Below are 15,425 nucleotides of genomic sequence, written 5' to 3'. Positions count from 1 at the left end.
CGGACGACGGCGCGCAGCCTAGTGGGCCGTCCCGAGTGGTGGGACCGTGGTCCCGTAGGGCGGGACGGCGGTCACTCCCCCGGGACCTGCCAGGTGTGCACGGGCTCGTTGCCGTGCATGCCCTCGCAGTAGCGCTCCAGCATGCCCGCCAGGGCGCTGGCGCGGTCGGCGCCGCGCTGCTGCAGCGCGCGGACGGTGTCGACCTGCCAGGACGCGCCGGTGCGGCCGCTCTTGGCGCGGGCCTCGATGACCCCCAGGTAGCGCTCGCGGACCTCCGCGGCGACGCCCCAGCGCTCGAGGCCCTCGTGGGCCATCGGCAGGAGCCGGCGCAGCACGAGCTCGTCCGGGGTGACCTCGCCCAGGCCGGGCCAGTAGACGCGGGCGTCGACGCCGCGGCGGGCGCACTCGCGGAAGTTCTCCTCGGCCGTCGCGAAGGCGAGCTTGGACCACGCGGGCCGGTCCTCCTCGGCGAGGACGCGGACGGCGCCGTAGTAGAAGGCGGCGTTGGCCATCACGTCCACGACGGTGGGCCCGGCGGGCAGCACGCGGTTCTCCACGCGCAGGTGCGGCCGTCCGTGCACGACGTCGTAGACGGGACGGTTCCACCGGTAGACGGTGCCGTTGTGCAGCCGCAGCTCCTGCAGCCGCGGGGTGCCGCCGTCCTCGAGGACCGCGACGGGGTCCTCGTCGGTCACCTCGGGCAGCAGGGACGGGAAGTACCGGACGTTCTCCTCGAAGAGGTCGAAGATCGAGGTGATCCAGCGCTCCCCGAAGAAGACGCGCGGTCGCACCCCCTGGTTCTTCAGCTCCTGGGGGCGGGTGTCGGTCGCCTGGGCGAAGAGCTCGACGCGCGTCTCCGCCCACAGCTCCCGGCCGAAGAAGTACGGCGAGTTGGCGCCGATCGCGAGCTGCGGGCCGGCCAGGAGCTGGGCGGCGTTCCAGTACGGGGCGAAGCGCGAGGGCGACACCTGCAGGTGCAGCTGGACGCTGGTGCAGGCCGACTCGGGCGCGATGGTGGTCGAGTAGGTCGCCAGCCGCTCCACGCCCTGGATGTCGATGAACAGGTCCTCGCCCCGGGAGGAGAAGATGGAGTCGTTCAGCGCCGCGTACCGGGCCGACTCGCTCATCCAGGCGCCGGCGAAGGTGTCCGGCATGACGGTCGGCAGGATGCCGATCATCACGATGTGGGCGCCCGACTCGTTCGCCTTGGCCTCGGCGGTGTTGAGGCTCTGGCGGAGGTCCTCCTCGAGCTCGAGCGCCGAGCGACCGGGGAGGGGGCGCGGCTCGACGTTGAGCTCGATGTTGTAGGCGCCGAGCTCGGTCTGGTAGCCGGGGTCGGCGATCCGCTCGAGCACCGCCTTGTTGACCATGGTCGGCTGGTAGTCCTCGTCGACCAGGTTGAGCTCGATCTCCAGTCCGGTCAGGGGCCGGTCGCTCTCGAACCCCCCGGAGCGCAGCATCCGCTCGAACACGTCGAGGCACAGCTGGACCTTCTCGCGGTACTGCTGGCGCTGCTCGCGGGAGAACTGGCTGCCAGCGACCTCGTCACCCATCCGCCACCCCTGTCCTCGGTCGGACCGCCGGCGCGTCGCCCGCGGTGCCGACCGGCGTGGGGTGAGTCCACCACACGCGGCGTGAGGCGGCCAGGGCTGAGCGGACGGTGGTCGCGCCGCGGCGCGTCACCGCCGCGCGGTCGGTGGGCGCTCCTAGCCTTCGGCACGTGAGGATCCTGCACACGTCCGACTGGCACCTCGGCCGGTCCTTCCACCGCGTGGGCCTGCTGGACGAGCAGGCCCGCTTCCTGGATCACCTGGCCGACGTCGTCCGCCGCGAGGCCGTCGACGTCGTCGTGGTCGCCGGCGACGTCTACGACCGGGCGCTGCCCTCCGTCGACGCCGTGCAGGTGCTCGACGACGGGTTGGACGCGCTGCTGGACACCGGCGCCCGGGTCCTGGTCACGAGCGGCAACCACGACTCGGCGACGCGCCTCGGCTTCGGCGCGAACCGCAGCGCCAGGGCCGGTCTGCACCTGCGCACGGCCCTCGCCCAGGCCGACCGGCCGCTCGTCCTGGAGGACGGGCACGGGCCCGTGGCCCTCTACGGCCTGCCCTACCTCGAGCCGTCCCTGGTCGCCGACGAGCTCGGTTGCGCCCGCTCGCACCCGGCCGTGCTGGGCGCGGCGCTGGACCGGGTCCGCGCGGACCTCGCCGGACGCCCGGGGGCGCGGGCCGTGGTGGCCGCGCACGCCTTCGTCGTCGGCGGCCAGGGCAGCGACAGCGAGCGCGACATCAGCGTGGGTGGCGTGTCGTCGGTGCCGTCGGAGGTGTTCGACGGCGTCGACTACGTCGCGCTGGGGCACCTGCACGGGCCGCAGCGGCTGGCGGAGCACGTGCGCTACAGCGGCTCGCCGCTGGCGTACTCGTTCTCGGAGCGCGACCACCGCAAGGGCTCCTGGCTCGTGGAGCTGGAGGCGGGCGGGGTCACCCGCGTCGACCATGTGCCGGCGCCGGTCCCGCGCCCGCTCGCTGCGTTGCGCGGCACGCTCGAGGAGGTGTTGGGCGACCCCGCCCTGGCGGTGCACGAGGGCTCCTGGTGCCAGGTGACGCTGACGGACGCGCGGCGGCCGGCCGAGCCGATGGAGCGGCTGCGTGCGAGGTTCCCGCACGTGCTGTCCCTGGTGCTCGAGCCGCAGGGCGGTGCCGACGCCGCAGGCGGGTACGCCGAGCGGGTGCGGGGTCTGGACGACGTCGGCCTGTGCTGCTCGTTCCTGGAGCACGTGCGCGGTGAGGGACCGGACGAGCGCGAGGCGGCGCTGCTGCGCCAGGGGCTGGAGGCGGTCCGGGTGGCCGCGGACGCGGAGTCGCCGACGGCCGGGCCGGAGGTGGCCGCGGGCAGGCGCGCGGGCGGGCGAGCCGGTGCGTCGGGGCGCGGGGACGCGGCGGACCGTGCGGTGGGGGCGGCGTGAGGCTTCACGGCCTGCAGGTGCAGGCGTTCGGGCCGTTCGCCGACCGCCAGCAGGTGGACCTGGCCGCGCTGGGCGGCCACGGGCTGTTCCTGCTGCACGGGCCGACCGGTGCCGGCAAGACCAGCGTCCTGGACGCGGTGTGCTTCGCCCTGTACGGCCGGGTCCCGGGGGCGCGCGCCGGCTCGACCCGGCTGCGCAGCGACCACGCTCCAGAGGGTCTGGCGCCGGAGGTCGTGGTGGACCTGACGGTCGGCGGGCGACGCCTGGAGGTGACGCGCTCCCCCGCGTGGGAGCGGCCGAAGAGGCGCGGTGCGGGGACGACGACGCAGCCGGCGCGCACGCTCGTCCGCGAGCACGTGGACGGGGGGTGGCGCCCCGTCACCCACCGCAACGACGAGGCGGCTCAGCTGCTCACCGACCTGCTGGGGATGGGTCTGGAGCAGTTCACCAAGGTGGTCCTGCTGCCGCAGGGCGACTTCGCCGCCTTCCTGCGGGCTCCCGCGGAGGAGCGCCTGCCGCTGCTCGAGCGGCTGTTCGGCACCGACCGGTTCGGCGACCTCGAGGACTGGCTCGGGCGGCGCCGTCGCGACCTCGCGGCCGCCGTCGAGCGGCACGACGCCGAACGCGACCGCCTGCTCAGCCGCCTCGACGAGGCGCTGCGAGCCGTGGACGCCGGTGGCCTCGGAGCCCCGGGCGGAGGACCGCCCGGCGGCCCGGACGGCGCTCAGGACGCGGAGGTGGTCGCCGCCCGCGCCCTCGCGACCGCGGACGCCGCACGCCGGGCGGCGCAGCACGAGCACGCCGCCGCCGGCGACGAGGAGCAGGCCGCCCGGGACGAGCTGGCGCGCCTGCAGGGGTCCTGGGACCTCGCTCGGCTGCTGGGCGACACCGTCCACCGCCGGCGGGAGCTCGAGCACCGGGCCGCCTCGAGCGGTGACGTGCTGGCCCGGTTGCGTGCCGCCGCCCGCGCGGCGGGCGTCGCGGGCGACCTGCGTGCGGCGGACGCGGCGGCCACCGAGGTCGAGAACGCTCTGCGTTCGACCCGCGAGGCCCTCGTGGCGGTGCGCCGCTGCTCGCCCGAGGCGCAGTCGGTGGACGGGCCGGTCGATGGGTCGGTCGCCTCGGTGGCCGATGCGTTGGCCGATGAGGTGGCCGATGAGGTGGCCGATGAGGTGGCGGCTCTGCTGGTGTCGGCCGCGGAGGGTCCGGCCGGTGCCGGTGCCGGTGCCGCTTCCGACGCCCGCCGCCTCGCCGCGGAGGCGGTGCGCGGGGCGACGGCGGCGCGTGAGGCCCGTGGCGCCTCGGCCGCCGCGCAGGAGCGCGAGCAGACGCTGCCGGCGTCTCGTGCTGCGGTGCGCGACCTCGAGGAACGCTGCCACGCCGCCGCCGCGGAGCTCGCCGAGGTCGAAGCCGCACTGTCGGCCGTCGAGGCCGAGCAGGAGCGTGCACGTCGCGCCGTGCTCGCGCTGGAGCCGGTGGCTGCCAGGGCGGCGTCCGACGCGGAGCTCCTGCGGCGCGCCCGTGCCGTCCACGAGGCGGCGGTGGCGGCGCACGACCTGACGGGGCGGGTCGAGGAGGCCCGCACTCGGCTGGGGGCCGCGGTGGACGAGGCGCAGGACCGACGCCAGGAGTGGCTGGACCTGCGCGAGCGCCGGCTCGCCGGGATGTCGGCGGAGCTGGCCGCCGCGCTCGTCGACGGCGCGCCGTGCCCGGTGTGCGGGTCCGCGGAGCACCCCCGGCCCGCGTCCCCGGCCGGCGGCGGGGTCGACCAGACGACCGAGCGACGGGCCCAGGCGGCGGCGGAGTCCGCCGAGACGGCGCGACGACGTGCCGAGGAGGCGCTCGCCTCGGCGCAGCGGGACCTGGCCGTGCAGGTCACGCGCAGCGAGGGCCTGGCCGCCCCGGAGGCCGGGCATCGGGTGGCCGGCGCAGAGGCCGCCGCTGCGGAGTCGGAGGCCGCCGTCGCCGGGATGGACGCGGCGCGGGCCGACCTGGAGGGGTGCGCCCGCCGGCGGGCGGACCTCGAGCGCCGGCTCGGTGACCTGCGGGTGCGGGTCACCGGGCTGCGTGCCGCGCGGGACGGAGCGGTGGCCGCCCTCGAGGGGGACGAGGTGCTCGTCGCCGCTGCCCGAGGGGGGTGGCCCCGCGTGGTGGACCGCCGCGAGCACCTCGCCGGGCTCGCCACCGCCCTGGACCGGCTGGGTGCCGCCTGCCGTGAGATGGCAGCGGCCGTGCAGGGTGCCGAGGGGTGCCGGGTCCGCGCGGACGAGGCCGCCCGGGCCGCCGGGTTCCGGGACGCCGCCCACGCCGCCGGGGCGAGTCTCGAGGAGCACGTGCGGGACCGGATGCAGCGTGAGGTCGACGAGGTGACCGCGGACCTCGCCGCCGTCCGCGCCAGGTTGCAGGAGCCCGACCTCGCGCGGGCCGAGACGGAGCGTCGACGGAGAGCGACGAGCCGCCCCGCCGACGACGTCTCGCACGGCGACGCGGGGGTGGGTGCGTCGTGCGTCGACCTCGACGCCTGGCTCGTCGGCGCCCCGGTACGCGAGGCCCTGGATGCCGCCGGCGAGCGCTGCGCCGCCGCCGCACGCAGGTCGCGGGTCGCCGCCGGGCGGTTGGCGCTGGCCGACCAGGCGGTGGCCTCAGTCCACCTCCTCGCCGAGCAGCTCGCGGCGGCCGAGGCGGGCGCCCGGCCGCTGCGCGACGAGCACGCGGTGGTCGCCGACCTCGCCTGGTGCGCTGCGGGGACGGGCGGAGGCAACGGGCGACGGATGAGGCTGTCCTCGTACGTGCTGGCGGCCAGGTTGGAGCAGGTGGCCCGGGCGGCGACGGTGCGGTTGGCGGTGATGTCGGGTGGTCGGTACGCGCTCGTGCACACCGACGCCGCCGAGCGGGGCGGTCGGCGCGGCGGGCTCGGCCTGGCCGTGGTCGACGGGTGGACCGGGCGCACCCGCGAGACGGTCACGCTCTCCGGTGGCGAGTCCTTCCTCGCCTCGCTGGCCCTGGCGCTGGGTCTGGCCGACGTGGTGCAGGCCGAAGCGGGTGGGGCGGCGATCGAGACGCTGTTCGTCGACGAGGGCTTCGGGTCCCTGGACCCCGAGACGCTCGACGAGGTCATGGCGGTCCTGGACGGGCTGCGGGACGGGGGCCGGGCCGTCGGCGTCGTCAGCCACGTCCACGAGCTGCAGCAGCGGATCCCCGCCCGGCTGGAGGTCGTACGCACCCGGACCGGTTCGCGGCTGCGGGCGAAGGTCGCGTGAGCGGTGGTCCCGGCGCCCGCGACGCCCGTGCGGGCGACGGCGAGCCGAGGGGAGCGCCGGGAGCCCCTCGGGCGGTGGTGCTGGACCTGGACGGCGTCGTCGCCGACACCCGGCACCGGATGCACCACCTCGACCGCAGACCACGGGACTGGGACGGGTTCTTCGCGGCCGCGCCGGCCGACCCACCGCACCCCGAGGGCGTGGCGGTGGCCCGGGCCGCGGTGCAGGAGGGTCGCGTCGTCGTCTACCTGTCCGGTCGTCCGGAGCGGACCCGGGCCGACACGCTCGACTGGCTGCGGCGCCACGACCTGCCCGCCGGCGAGGTGCTGCTGCGCCCCGACGGCGACCGCCGTCCGGCCCGGGTGGTCAAGCTGGCGGAGCTGCGCAGGTTGCGCCGCCGGTACGTCCTCGACGTGCTCGTGGACGACGACCCCGAGGTGGTGGCGACGGTGCGCACCGCCCGGCCGCCGGTCGTGGCCGAGGTCGTGCTGGCGACGTGGCAGCCGAGGGACTCCCGACTGCACCGCGCCCAGGAGCGCGACGGCCGGACCTGAGCGACCAGATCGCGTGACGCCCCGTGTGACATGGGCAAAGCCCCCTGTCGCGAACGCGGGGTGCCCCTCTAGGGTCTGCGCCGTGCACCCGGGCCTGGAGCGTCTGCTGTCGGTCGTCGCCGTCGGCGCCCTGGCCCTCGCGGCGGGCAGCGCGCTGGCAGCCGGCAACTGGTACGGCATCTGGACGGCGTTCGCGGTCGACATGGACCTCGCGGCCAGCAGGGACGCCATCAGTGCGCAGGAGCGGTGGCAGTGGTGGGCGACGACGAGTCTCGCCTCGCTGGTCGTCGCCGTCGCGTGCCTGGCGGGGGTGGCGCTCCCCCGCCGCGCCGTGGCGGCCGACGACCACGGCACGGCCCTGCGACGCTGACGGCACGCAGTGGCTGGCTGACGACGAGTCCCGCACTCGCGCACCGACCGGCGGTCACGCTGGCACCCCCCGCTGGTCAGCGCACCGGTGGTGGACACTGGGCCTGTCTGCTGCTTGTCGACGAGGAGTCATCGTGCCCCAGGGAACTGTCCGCTGGTTCGACGCCGAGCGGGGGTTCGGTTTCATCGCACCCGACCAGGACGACGAGGACCTGTTCGTCCACGCGTCCGAGGTCGTCGGCGACGAGCCCACCACGCTCTTGCGGGAGGGGCAGGTGGTCACGTTCGACGTCGGCGAGAACGACCGCGGCCCGCAGGCGCGCCGCGTCCGGGTCATCGGTGACCAGCCCGCCGACGCCCTCGCGGGCCTGCTCGGCACCGTCGCGTGGTATGAGCCCGCCAAGGGGTACGGCTTCGTCAGCCCGGACGGTGGTGGGGCGGAGATCTTCCTGCACAGCTCCGCCATCGTCGGAGGCGGCGTGGTCTCGCAGGGGCAGCGGGTCGCCTTCCTCGTCGTCGACGGCGAGAAGGGTCCGCAGGCAGACCACCTGCTGCCCCTGCGGGTCGAGGCCGGCCCCGCCACCGCCCGCCCTGGCGGGTGCTCCCAGCGCGCAGGCGCCGCCGACGGTGCCGACGGTGCCGACGGTGCCGACGGGACGGTGTCCTGGTACGACGAGGACAAGGGCTTCGGCTTCATCACCCCCACGTCCGGCGGGGCCGACGTCTTCGTGCACGTGCGGGCGCTGGCCGGTGGACTCGATTCGCTGCGCGAGGGGGATCGGGTGGCGTACGACGTCGTGATGAGCGAGAAGGGGCCGCAGGCGCGCGACGCGCGCCTCGTGGGCGGATCGGCCCCCCGGGGTGCGCCCGCGGCACCCCCGACCCGCGCCCGGTCAGGGCGCCAGAGGGTCGCCGGTCGTACGGCGCGCGGTGGAGAGGGCGTCGTCGCGCGCTACGACGCCGAGCGGGGTTTCGGCTTCATCAGCCCGGACGCGGGTGGCGACGACCTGTTCGTGCACGTGTCGGTGCTGCGGGGAGCGGACGCGCTGCACCAGGGCGACCGCGTCCGGTACCAGGTCCGGCAGAGCGATCGAGGACCGCAGGCCGACCGCGTCGAGCGGCTGTGAACGGGTAGCGGGAGCGTGCGGCGACCCGTCAGCACTCGGCGCGGCCGAGCCGCCAGTAGCCCATGAACGAGACCAGGCTGCGGTCCACACCGCGCTCGGCCACGAGGTGGCGGCGCAGGGCACGCACCGCGGAGGCCTCGCCGGCGACCCAGGCGTACAGCGGGGCCCCGGTGGCCGGGTGGGCGGCATCCCACAGGACGGTCTCCTCGTCGGCCTGCTGCGCCTCGAGTTCGGCCACGTCCCCGGTGGCTGCGGCACCTCCGGAGCCGGCGAAGGGGGCAGGAGCAGGTGCGGTGCCGGGCAGCGCGAGGTCCCGCACCACGTCGACCAGGCCGGCGCCCGGCCCGGTGCCGAGGCCCGGCGCCACCTCGCTGCGCGCGGTGCCGTGCACCCGCACCCCGGGGCGGCGCGGGACGAGGTCGAGGTCCGCGCCGTGCGGGACGTCGAGCACGACGTCCGCCTCGACGTCCCCGGGCAGCCGCTCGAGGATCGCGCAGACCGCCGGCAGGGCGGTCTCGTCGCCGGCGACGAGGACGCGGGCGGTGCCCGCCGGCAGCTGCCACTCGTAGCCGCCCGTAGGCCCCCGCCACGCGGCGGACGGCGCCACGAGGACGACGCGGTCCCCGACGGCGGCGCGGCCGGCCCACGCCGACGCGGGGCCGCTGTCCCCGTGCAGGACCATGTCGACGTCCAGCTCGCCCGCGTCGGCCCGCAGGTGGCGGATCGTGTACGTGCGGATCGGCGGGCGCTCGTCCTCGCGCATCAGCCGGTAGGACCGGTACCAGTCCCCGCCGGGCGGCAGGGCGACGTCGTCGCGACCCTCCAGCGGGAAGGCGACCTTGATGCGCTGGTCCGGCCCGGGGCAGCACAGGCCGCCGACGTCCTCGCCGGCGAACGTCACGCGGACGAACGACGGACTGACCCGCCGCACGGAGCGCACCGTGACCCGGGCCTGCACGTACGGGCCGGTGTCCGCGGCCAGGGCCTGGGGCGCGATGCTCATGGCAGGTGAGCCTACCCTTACCTGAACCGGCGGTCGGCCGGACCCATCCGCTCGGACTCCCGCTCCGAACACCGTCCGACGCGCAGCGCCCGCGCGGACGGGTCGACCGGGAGGTGACAGGGTGGGGGACGTGAGCTTCCTGCGCCCACGGCGCCGACCCGCGTCGCCGGAGCGGCCCGCCGCCGGAGCCCACGACACCGGAGCCCACGACACCCGGGGCACCGTCCCTGCCGACGGCGTCGACGACCTGGCCGTCCTGCTGCGGCGCACGGCCCGGGGAGACGAGGACGCGTTCGCCGGCCTGTACGACCACCTCGCGGCAGCGGTCCACGGAACGGTCCTGCGGGTGCTGCGGGACGCCGCGCAGTCCGAGGAGGTCACCCAGGAGGTGCTCGTCGAGGTGTGGCGCACGGCCGCCAGGTACGACCCGGACCGCGGATCGGCGCGCGCGTGGGTCCTCACCATCGCCCACCGCCGGGCGGTGGACCGGGTCCGCTCGGCCGCCAGTCGCAGCCAGCGCGAGGAGCGGGTCGGGCGACGTGACCACGGCCGCGAGTACGACGAGGTGTCCGAGACGGTCGAGGACCGGTTGGAGGCCGAGCGGGTCCGCCGGGCCCTGACCTCGCTCACCGACCTCCAGCGCGAGGCGGTCACACTGGCCTACTACGGCGGCTACACCCACCGGGAGGTCGCCGAGCTGCTCGGCGTCCCGCTCGGGACGGTCAAGACGAGGATGCGGGACGGCCTGATCAGGCTGCGCGACGAGATGGGAGTCAGCGCGTGACCAGCGACCACGACGCCCAGTCACTGCTGGCGGCCTACGCGCTCGACGCGCTCAACGCGCCGGAACGCGAGCGCGTGGAGGCGCACCTGGGGACGTGCCCCTCCTGCCGGGAGGAGGTGGCGTCCTTCCGCGAGACGACCGCCCGGCTCGGGTCCGCAGCGCCCCGGACCCCACCGGCGCGCGTGCGGCGCGCCGTCCTCGCCGAGGTGTCCCGGACGCGGCAGCTGCCCCCGGCTGTCGGCTTGTCCGGCGACGGCGACGGCGGCGACCGCGACGGCGCCGACGGGCAGGCCCCGCTCGCCCCGCCGGCGACCCCCCGCACCACCGACCCGGCGGTGCGGTGGCTGGCGCTCGCGGCGTCGGTGCTGCTCCTCGCCTGCATCGCCACGTCCGTCGCCGCGTGGGGGTACCGGCAGGACGCACGGGAGGCTCAGGCCCTCGTCGAGCAGGAGCCGGCGCCGATGGCCAGCCCGGACGCGGTGGCGCAGGCCCGGTTCTCCACCGCCGGGCAGGGGACGATGGTGGTGGCCGGGCAACGGTTCCTGCTGGTCGCCACCGACCTGCCGGACCTGCCGTCGGGGACGGTGTACAAGCTGTGGTTCGTCGACGAGGACGGTCCGCGGCCCTCGGTGGCGCTGACGCCCGCGGGCGGTGGCCGCTACGTCGCGGAGGCGGACGGGTTCCGCCCCGGCGACGACGTCGCCGTCACGGTGGAGACCGACCCGGACACGGTCGTGCCCCGTGGCCAGACCGTGATGCAGGCGCAGGTCTGACGCGCGGGTCCCCCGTCCGGGCCCATGGGTCCCGGACGGGGGCGTCCCTCACCCCTCGGCGAGGTCCTCCACCGGCGGGCAGGAGCACATCAGGTTCCGGTCGCCGTACGCCCCGTCGATCCGCCGGACGGGCGGCCAGTACTTGCCGACCGTGTCGACGCCGTCCGGGTAGACCGCGACCTCGCGCGAGTACGGGTGGTCCCAGTCGCCGGTCAGGCAGCGGGCGGTGTGCGGGGCGTTGACGAGCGGGTTGTCGTCCGCCGGCCACTCCCCCGCGGCCACGCGGTCGGCCTCCGCCCGGATGGCGACCATCGCGTCGCAGAACCGGTCCAGCTCGGCGAGGTCCTCGCTCTCGGTCGGCTCGACCATCAGCGTGCCCGCGACGGGGAACGACATCGTCGGGGCGTGGAAGCCGTAGTCGATGAGCCGCTTGGCGACGTCGTCGACGGTGATGCCCGTCGCCTTGGTCAGCGGCCGCAGGTCCAGGATGCACTCGTGGGCGACCAGCCCGTTGCGGCCCGTGTAGAGGACCGGGTAGTGGTCGCGCAGTCGGGTCGCGACGTAATTGGCCGCCAGGACCGCGACCTGGGTCGCCCTGGTCAGCCCGTCGGCGCCCATCATCGCGATGTACGCCCACGAGATCGGCAGGATCGACGCCGACCCGTGCGGGGCCGCGGAGACCGCCCCGACCGGGTGCCGGTCCGCCTGGGACTCGGCGAGGGTGTGGTGCAGGTCCCTGGACGGCAGGTAGGGCTCGAGGTGCCGGCGCACGGCGACCGGCCCGACGCCCGGTCCCCCACCGCCGTGGGGGATGCAGAACGTCTTGTGCAGGTTGAGGTGCGACACGTCGGCCCCGAACCGGCCGGGCCGCGCCAGGCCGAGCAGCGCGTTGAGGTTGGCGCCGTCGACGTACACCTGGCCGCCGGCGTCGTGGACCATCGCGCACACGTCGGTGACGGACTCCTCGAACACGCCGTGGGTCGAGGGGTAGGTGACCATGATCGCGGCCAGCTGGTCGCGGTGCGCCTCGATCTTGACCTTGAGGTCGTCGACGTCCACGTTGCCCAGGTCGTCCGTCCCGACCGGGACGACGCGCAGACCGGCCATCACCGCGCTGGCGGCGTTCGTCCCGTGGGCCGAGGTGGGGATGAGGCAGACCGTCCGCTGGTCGTCGCCGTTGGCGCGGTGGTAGGCCCGGATGGCCAGCAGCCCCGCCAGCTCCCCCTGGCTGCCCGCGTTCGGCTGGACCGACACGGCGTCGTAGCCGGTGACCTCGGCCAGCCACGCCTCGAGCTGGCCGACCAGGCCGGTGATGCCCAGCACGTCCTGCGCGGGGGCGAAGGGGTGCAGGTCCGACAGCTCGGGCCAGGTGATCGCCTCCATCTCGGTGGTGGCGTTGAGCTTCATCGTGCACGAGCCGAGCGGGATCATCCCCCGGTCCAGCGCGTAGTCCTGGTCGGCGAGGCGCTTGAGGTAGCGCAGCATCGAGGTCTCGCTGCGGTGGGTGCGGAACACCGGGTGGGTGAGGAAGTCGCTGCGGCGGACCAGGTCCGCGGGCAGCCGGTGCCCCGGGGCCGCCAGCTCACCGACGTCCTGCCCGGTGAGGGCGGCGAGGACCGCCGCGACGTCGTGGTCGGTCGTCGTCTCGTCGCAGGCGACGCCCACGGTGTCCGCGTCAACCTGCCGCAGCAGGTAGCCCGCCTCGTGGGCGCGGGCCACGACGGCTGCGGCCGCACCGGGGACCCGCACCTGCACGGTGTCGAAGAAGTGGTCGTGCACCAGCGTCAGACCCGCGGCCTGCGCCCCGGCGGCCAGCGCGACCGCACGGTCGTGGACGCCCGTGGCGATGGCGCGCAGGCCCTCGGGCCCGTGGTAGACGGCGTACATGGAGGCCATGACGGCGAGCAGGACCTGCGCGGTGCAGATGTTCGACGTCGCGCGCTCGCGCCGGATGTGCTGCTCACGGGTCTGCAGGGCCAGGCGGTAGGCAGGCCGGCCCTCGGCGTCCTGGGAGACGCCCACGAGCCGGCCGGGCAGCGACCGCTCCAGCCCGGCGCGCACCGCGAGGTAGCCGGCGTGGGGGCCACCGAAGCCCATCGGGACGCCGAAGCGCTGGGAGGTGCCGACGGCGACGTCGGCACCGATCTCCCCCGGCGGGCGCAGCAGGGTCAGCGCGAGCAGGTCGGCGGCCACGGCGACCAGGGCGCCGCGCTCGTGGGCCTGCGACACCAGCTCGGCGTGGTCGACGACCGCGCCGCTGGCGCCGGGGTACTGCAGCAGCACCCCGAACAGCTCCTCCTCACCCAGGCCCTCGCGGGTGTCGCGGACGACGAGCGGGATGCCCATCGACTCGGCGCGGGTGCGGACCACCGCCAGCGTCTGCGGCAGGACGTCGGCGTCGACGACGAACACGGCGTCCCGACCGACCTTCGAGGCACGCCGCAGCAGCGTCATCGCCTCTGCTGCGGCGGTGGCCTCGTCCAGCATGGACGCGTTGGCGGTGGCCAGGCCGGTCAGGTCGGCGACCGCCGTCTGGAAGTTCAGCAGCGCCTCGAGCCGGCCCTGGCTGATCTCCGGCTGGTAGGGCGTGTACGCCGTGTACCAGGACGGGTTCTCCAGCACGTTGCGTCGCACCACGGCCGGGGTGTGGGTGCCGTGGTACCCGAGCCCGATCATCGACCGGTTGACGGTGTTCGCGGCGGCGAACCGGCGCAGGGTCGCGACCGCCTCGGGCTCGCTCATCGCGGGCGGCAGGTCCAGGGCCTCGCGGTCGCGGATCGACGCGGGGACGGCGGCCTCGGCCAGGGCGTCCAGGCTGTCGTAGCCGACCGCCGCGAGCATCCGGGTGACCTCGTCGGCCCGGGGGCCGACGTGGCGGTCGACGAACGCCGTGGCGGCGGGGACGGACCCGTCCTGCGGACGGGGCGAGGTGGTGGCCATGCCGGAGGCTCCTTCGGCGACGTCGGACGACGCGGTCGCGTGCCTCCCCCTCTGTCACCGGGTGGTTCCAGAGTCGCCTCGCCCGCGTGGTCCTGGCGCCTGAGAGGTTCCGGGGAGTTTGCCCCTTCGGCGCCCGCGGGTCCGTGCCGGCGTCGCGGCGACGGGTGCGGGGCTCTCCCACGCGGGCTCGAGCAGCACGGTGAGACTAGCACCGTGAGGCGGCCGGCCGGCCGTGCGCCGACCCCCGGCGCACCCCTGCGGTCAGCCGGTGCGCCGAGCCCGCCGGGCGGCGAGCTCGTCGTCCGCGGACGCCACGCCGTCGGCGCCCGGCCGCTCGCTCGGCAGCTCCGCCAGGGAACCCTCCACCTCGCGCCACACGCGACCCACGGCGATGCCGAACACGCCCTGGCCGCCCTGGACGAGGTCGATGACCTCGTCGGCCGACGTGCACTCGTACACGCTCGCACCGTCGCTCATCAAGGTGATCTGGGCGAGGTCCTCGACGCCCCGCTCGCGCAGGTGCGTGACGGCGCTGCGGATCTGCTGCAACGACACCCCGGTGTCGAGCAGCCGCTTGACGACCTTCAGGACGAGCACGTCGCGGAAGGAGTAGAGCCGCTGGGTCCCCGACCCGGTCGCCGGTCGGATGCTCGGCTCGACCAGGCCCGTGCGCGCCCAGTAGTCCAGCTGCCGGTAGGTGATCCCGGCCGCCTTCTGCGCCGTGGGACCCCGGTAGCCGGCCGTCTCGTCCAGGACCGGGAGGTCCTCGCTGAACAACAGGCCCTGCGCCGGGCCCGGCACCTGCTGCGCGGTGTCCTCGGCGTCACCGGTGGTGCTCACGACGGCCTCCTTCTCGGGCCCCCGGGGGAAGCAGGTCCGGACCCGCGCGGTCCGAGCGGGACCTACACCGGTGGAACTACGACGGGGACGTCTTCCAGCGACGGTACGGACGGCCGGTGCCCCGGTCAACGACACCCGTCACCCAGGTGACGGCGTGTCGCCCCGTCAGCTGGGTCTCGACCTCAGGTCGAGGGTGAGGTGGGGTTCGCAGGCGGACCCTTCAGTCACCCGATCGGCTCTGCGGACCCGCCTCACCGGGCGGCGGTGGCTGCTCGAAGTCCTCGGCGCTCACCTGGTCGAGGAACTCGCGGAACTTCTCGACCTCGTCCTCGTCCTCCTCCGGCACCGGGATCCCGCCCTCGTCGAGGACGTCGTCCGCGCCGAGGATGGGGCACCCCACCCGCAGGGCGAGGGCGATCGCGTCGGACGTCCGGGACTCGACCACGGCACCCCCGACGAAGGCCAGCTCGGCGAAGTAGACGTTGTCGCGCATCTCGGTGATGCGCACCTGCTCGAGCTCGTGGCCGAACGCCTCGAGCACGTTCTTCAGCAGGTCGTGCGTCAGCGGCCGGGGTGGCACCACGCCCTGCTGGGCGAAGGCGATCGCACTGGCCTCCGGGGGGCCGATCCAGATCGGCAGGTAGCGGTCGCCGTCGCGCTCGCGCAGCAGCACGATCGGCTGGTTGTCGGGCATCTGGACCCGGACTCCGACCACCTCGAGCTCTCGCACGCGCCCACCGTAACCCGCTCGTCAGCCGGGCGCTTCCCCGTCCCGAGCGGGCGTGCGGGCGTGCCGGGCTGGCCCCCGCG

Annotated in this window: 12 protein-coding genes and 1 riboswitch; of the genes, 7 read left to right on the top strand and 5 right to left on the bottom strand. The window is 75.6% G+C overall.

Features of this window, described 5'->3' with window-relative positions; genetic code table 11:
• Positions 1-71: 71 nt before the first annotated feature.
• On the bottom strand, positions 72-1,553 hold the full coding sequence (locus ACYVQV_RS00540) for a glutamate--cysteine ligase (protein ID WP_461021300.1): 1,482 nt from the start codon (positions 1,551-1,553) through the stop codon (positions 72-74).
• A 167-nt stretch (positions 1,554-1,720) separates the two neighbouring features.
• Between ACYVQV_RS00540 and ACYVQV_RS00535 the strand changes: the two genes are divergently transcribed.
• The 5 genes from ACYVQV_RS00535 (at position 1,721) to ACYVQV_RS00515 (ending at position 8,275) form a co-directional block, all read left to right on the top strand.
• Positions 1,721-2,965 (top strand): exonuclease SbcCD subunit D, encoded by a 1,245-nt coding sequence (locus ACYVQV_RS00535; protein ID WP_461021299.1) that lies wholly within the window; start codon positions 1,721-1,723, stop codon positions 2,963-2,965.
• Positions 2,962-6,225 (top strand): AAA family ATPase, encoded by a 3,264-nt coding sequence (locus ACYVQV_RS00530; protein WP_461021298.1) that lies wholly within the window; start codon positions 2,962-2,964, stop codon positions 6,223-6,225. The genes ACYVQV_RS00535 and ACYVQV_RS00530 overlap by 4 nt, the downstream gene beginning before the upstream one ends.
• Before the next feature lie 74 nt (positions 6,226-6,299).
• Positions 6,300-6,779 (top strand): phosphatase domain-containing protein, encoded by a 480-nt coding sequence (locus tag ACYVQV_RS00525; RefSeq protein ID WP_461021497.1) that lies wholly within the window; start codon positions 6,300-6,302, stop codon positions 6,777-6,779.
• Between the two features lie 82 nt (positions 6,780-6,861).
• Positions 6,862-7,149 carry a hypothetical protein gene (locus tag ACYVQV_RS00520; protein WP_461021297.1) on the top strand — a complete coding sequence of 96 codons (288 nt, stop codon included), beginning with the start codon at positions 6,862-6,864 and terminating at the stop codon, positions 7,147-7,149.
• A gap of 133 nt (positions 7,150-7,282) precedes the next feature.
• A complete protein-coding gene (locus tag ACYVQV_RS00515; RefSeq protein ID WP_461021296.1) occupies positions 7,283-8,275 on the top strand; it encodes a cold-shock protein in 993 nt (330 codons plus the stop codon).
• Positions 8,276-8,303: 28 nt separating this feature from the next.
• On the opposite strand, the gene ACYVQV_RS00510 is transcribed toward ACYVQV_RS00515, so the two are convergent.
• Positions 8,304-9,278 carry a siderophore-interacting protein gene (locus tag ACYVQV_RS00510; protein WP_461021295.1) on the bottom strand — a complete coding sequence of 325 codons (975 nt, stop codon included), beginning with the start codon at positions 9,276-9,278 and terminating at the stop codon, positions 8,304-8,306.
• A 247-nt stretch (positions 9,279-9,525) separates the two neighbouring features.
• Here ACYVQV_RS00510 and sigK point away from each other — a divergent pair, with 247 nt between their 5' ends.
• On the top strand, positions 9,526-10,062 hold the full coding sequence (gene sigK / locus ACYVQV_RS00505) for an ECF RNA polymerase sigma factor SigK (RefSeq protein WP_461021496.1): 537 nt from the start codon (positions 9,526-9,528) through the stop codon (positions 10,060-10,062).
• Complete coding sequence (locus ACYVQV_RS00500) at positions 10,059-10,835, top strand: anti-sigma factor (RefSeq protein WP_461021294.1); 777 nt, start codon at positions 10,059-10,061, stop codon at positions 10,833-10,835. The genes sigK and ACYVQV_RS00500 overlap by 4 nt, the downstream gene beginning before the upstream one ends.
• Before the next feature lie 48 nt (positions 10,836-10,883).
• Here the strand turns inward: ACYVQV_RS00500 and gcvP are convergent, their stop codons facing one another.
• The 3 genes from gcvP to ACYVQV_RS00485 all read right to left on the bottom strand — a co-directional run bounded on the left by gcvP (position 10,884) and on the right by ACYVQV_RS00485 (position 15,345).
• Positions 10,884-13,775: an aminomethyl-transferring glycine dehydrogenase gene (gene gcvP, locus ACYVQV_RS00495; RefSeq protein ID WP_461021293.1), complete on the bottom strand. Its 2,892-nt coding sequence runs from the start codon at positions 13,773-13,775 to the stop codon at positions 10,884-10,886.
• Between the two features lie 77 nt (positions 13,776-13,852).
• A riboswitch (glycine riboswitch) is annotated at positions 13,853-13,965 on the bottom strand.
• 71 nt (positions 13,966-14,036) lie between these two features.
• Positions 14,037-14,615, bottom strand: a complete 579-nt coding sequence (locus tag ACYVQV_RS00490; protein WP_461021292.1) for a MerR family transcriptional regulator — start codon at positions 14,613-14,615, stop codon at positions 14,037-14,039.
• A gap of 220 nt (positions 14,616-14,835) precedes the next feature.
• The gene (locus ACYVQV_RS00485) at positions 14,836-15,345 is read right to left on the bottom strand and encodes a bifunctional nuclease family protein (protein ID WP_461021291.1); all 510 of its coding nucleotides are present in this window, start codon (positions 15,343-15,345) and stop codon (positions 14,836-14,838) included.
• Positions 15,346-15,425: the final 80 nt, after the last annotated feature.

It is taken from the genome of Thalassiella azotivora, from assembly GCF_054781695.1.
Note: the sequence above shows the minus strand (reverse complement) of the source record. Positions and strands in the feature narration are given on the sequence as shown.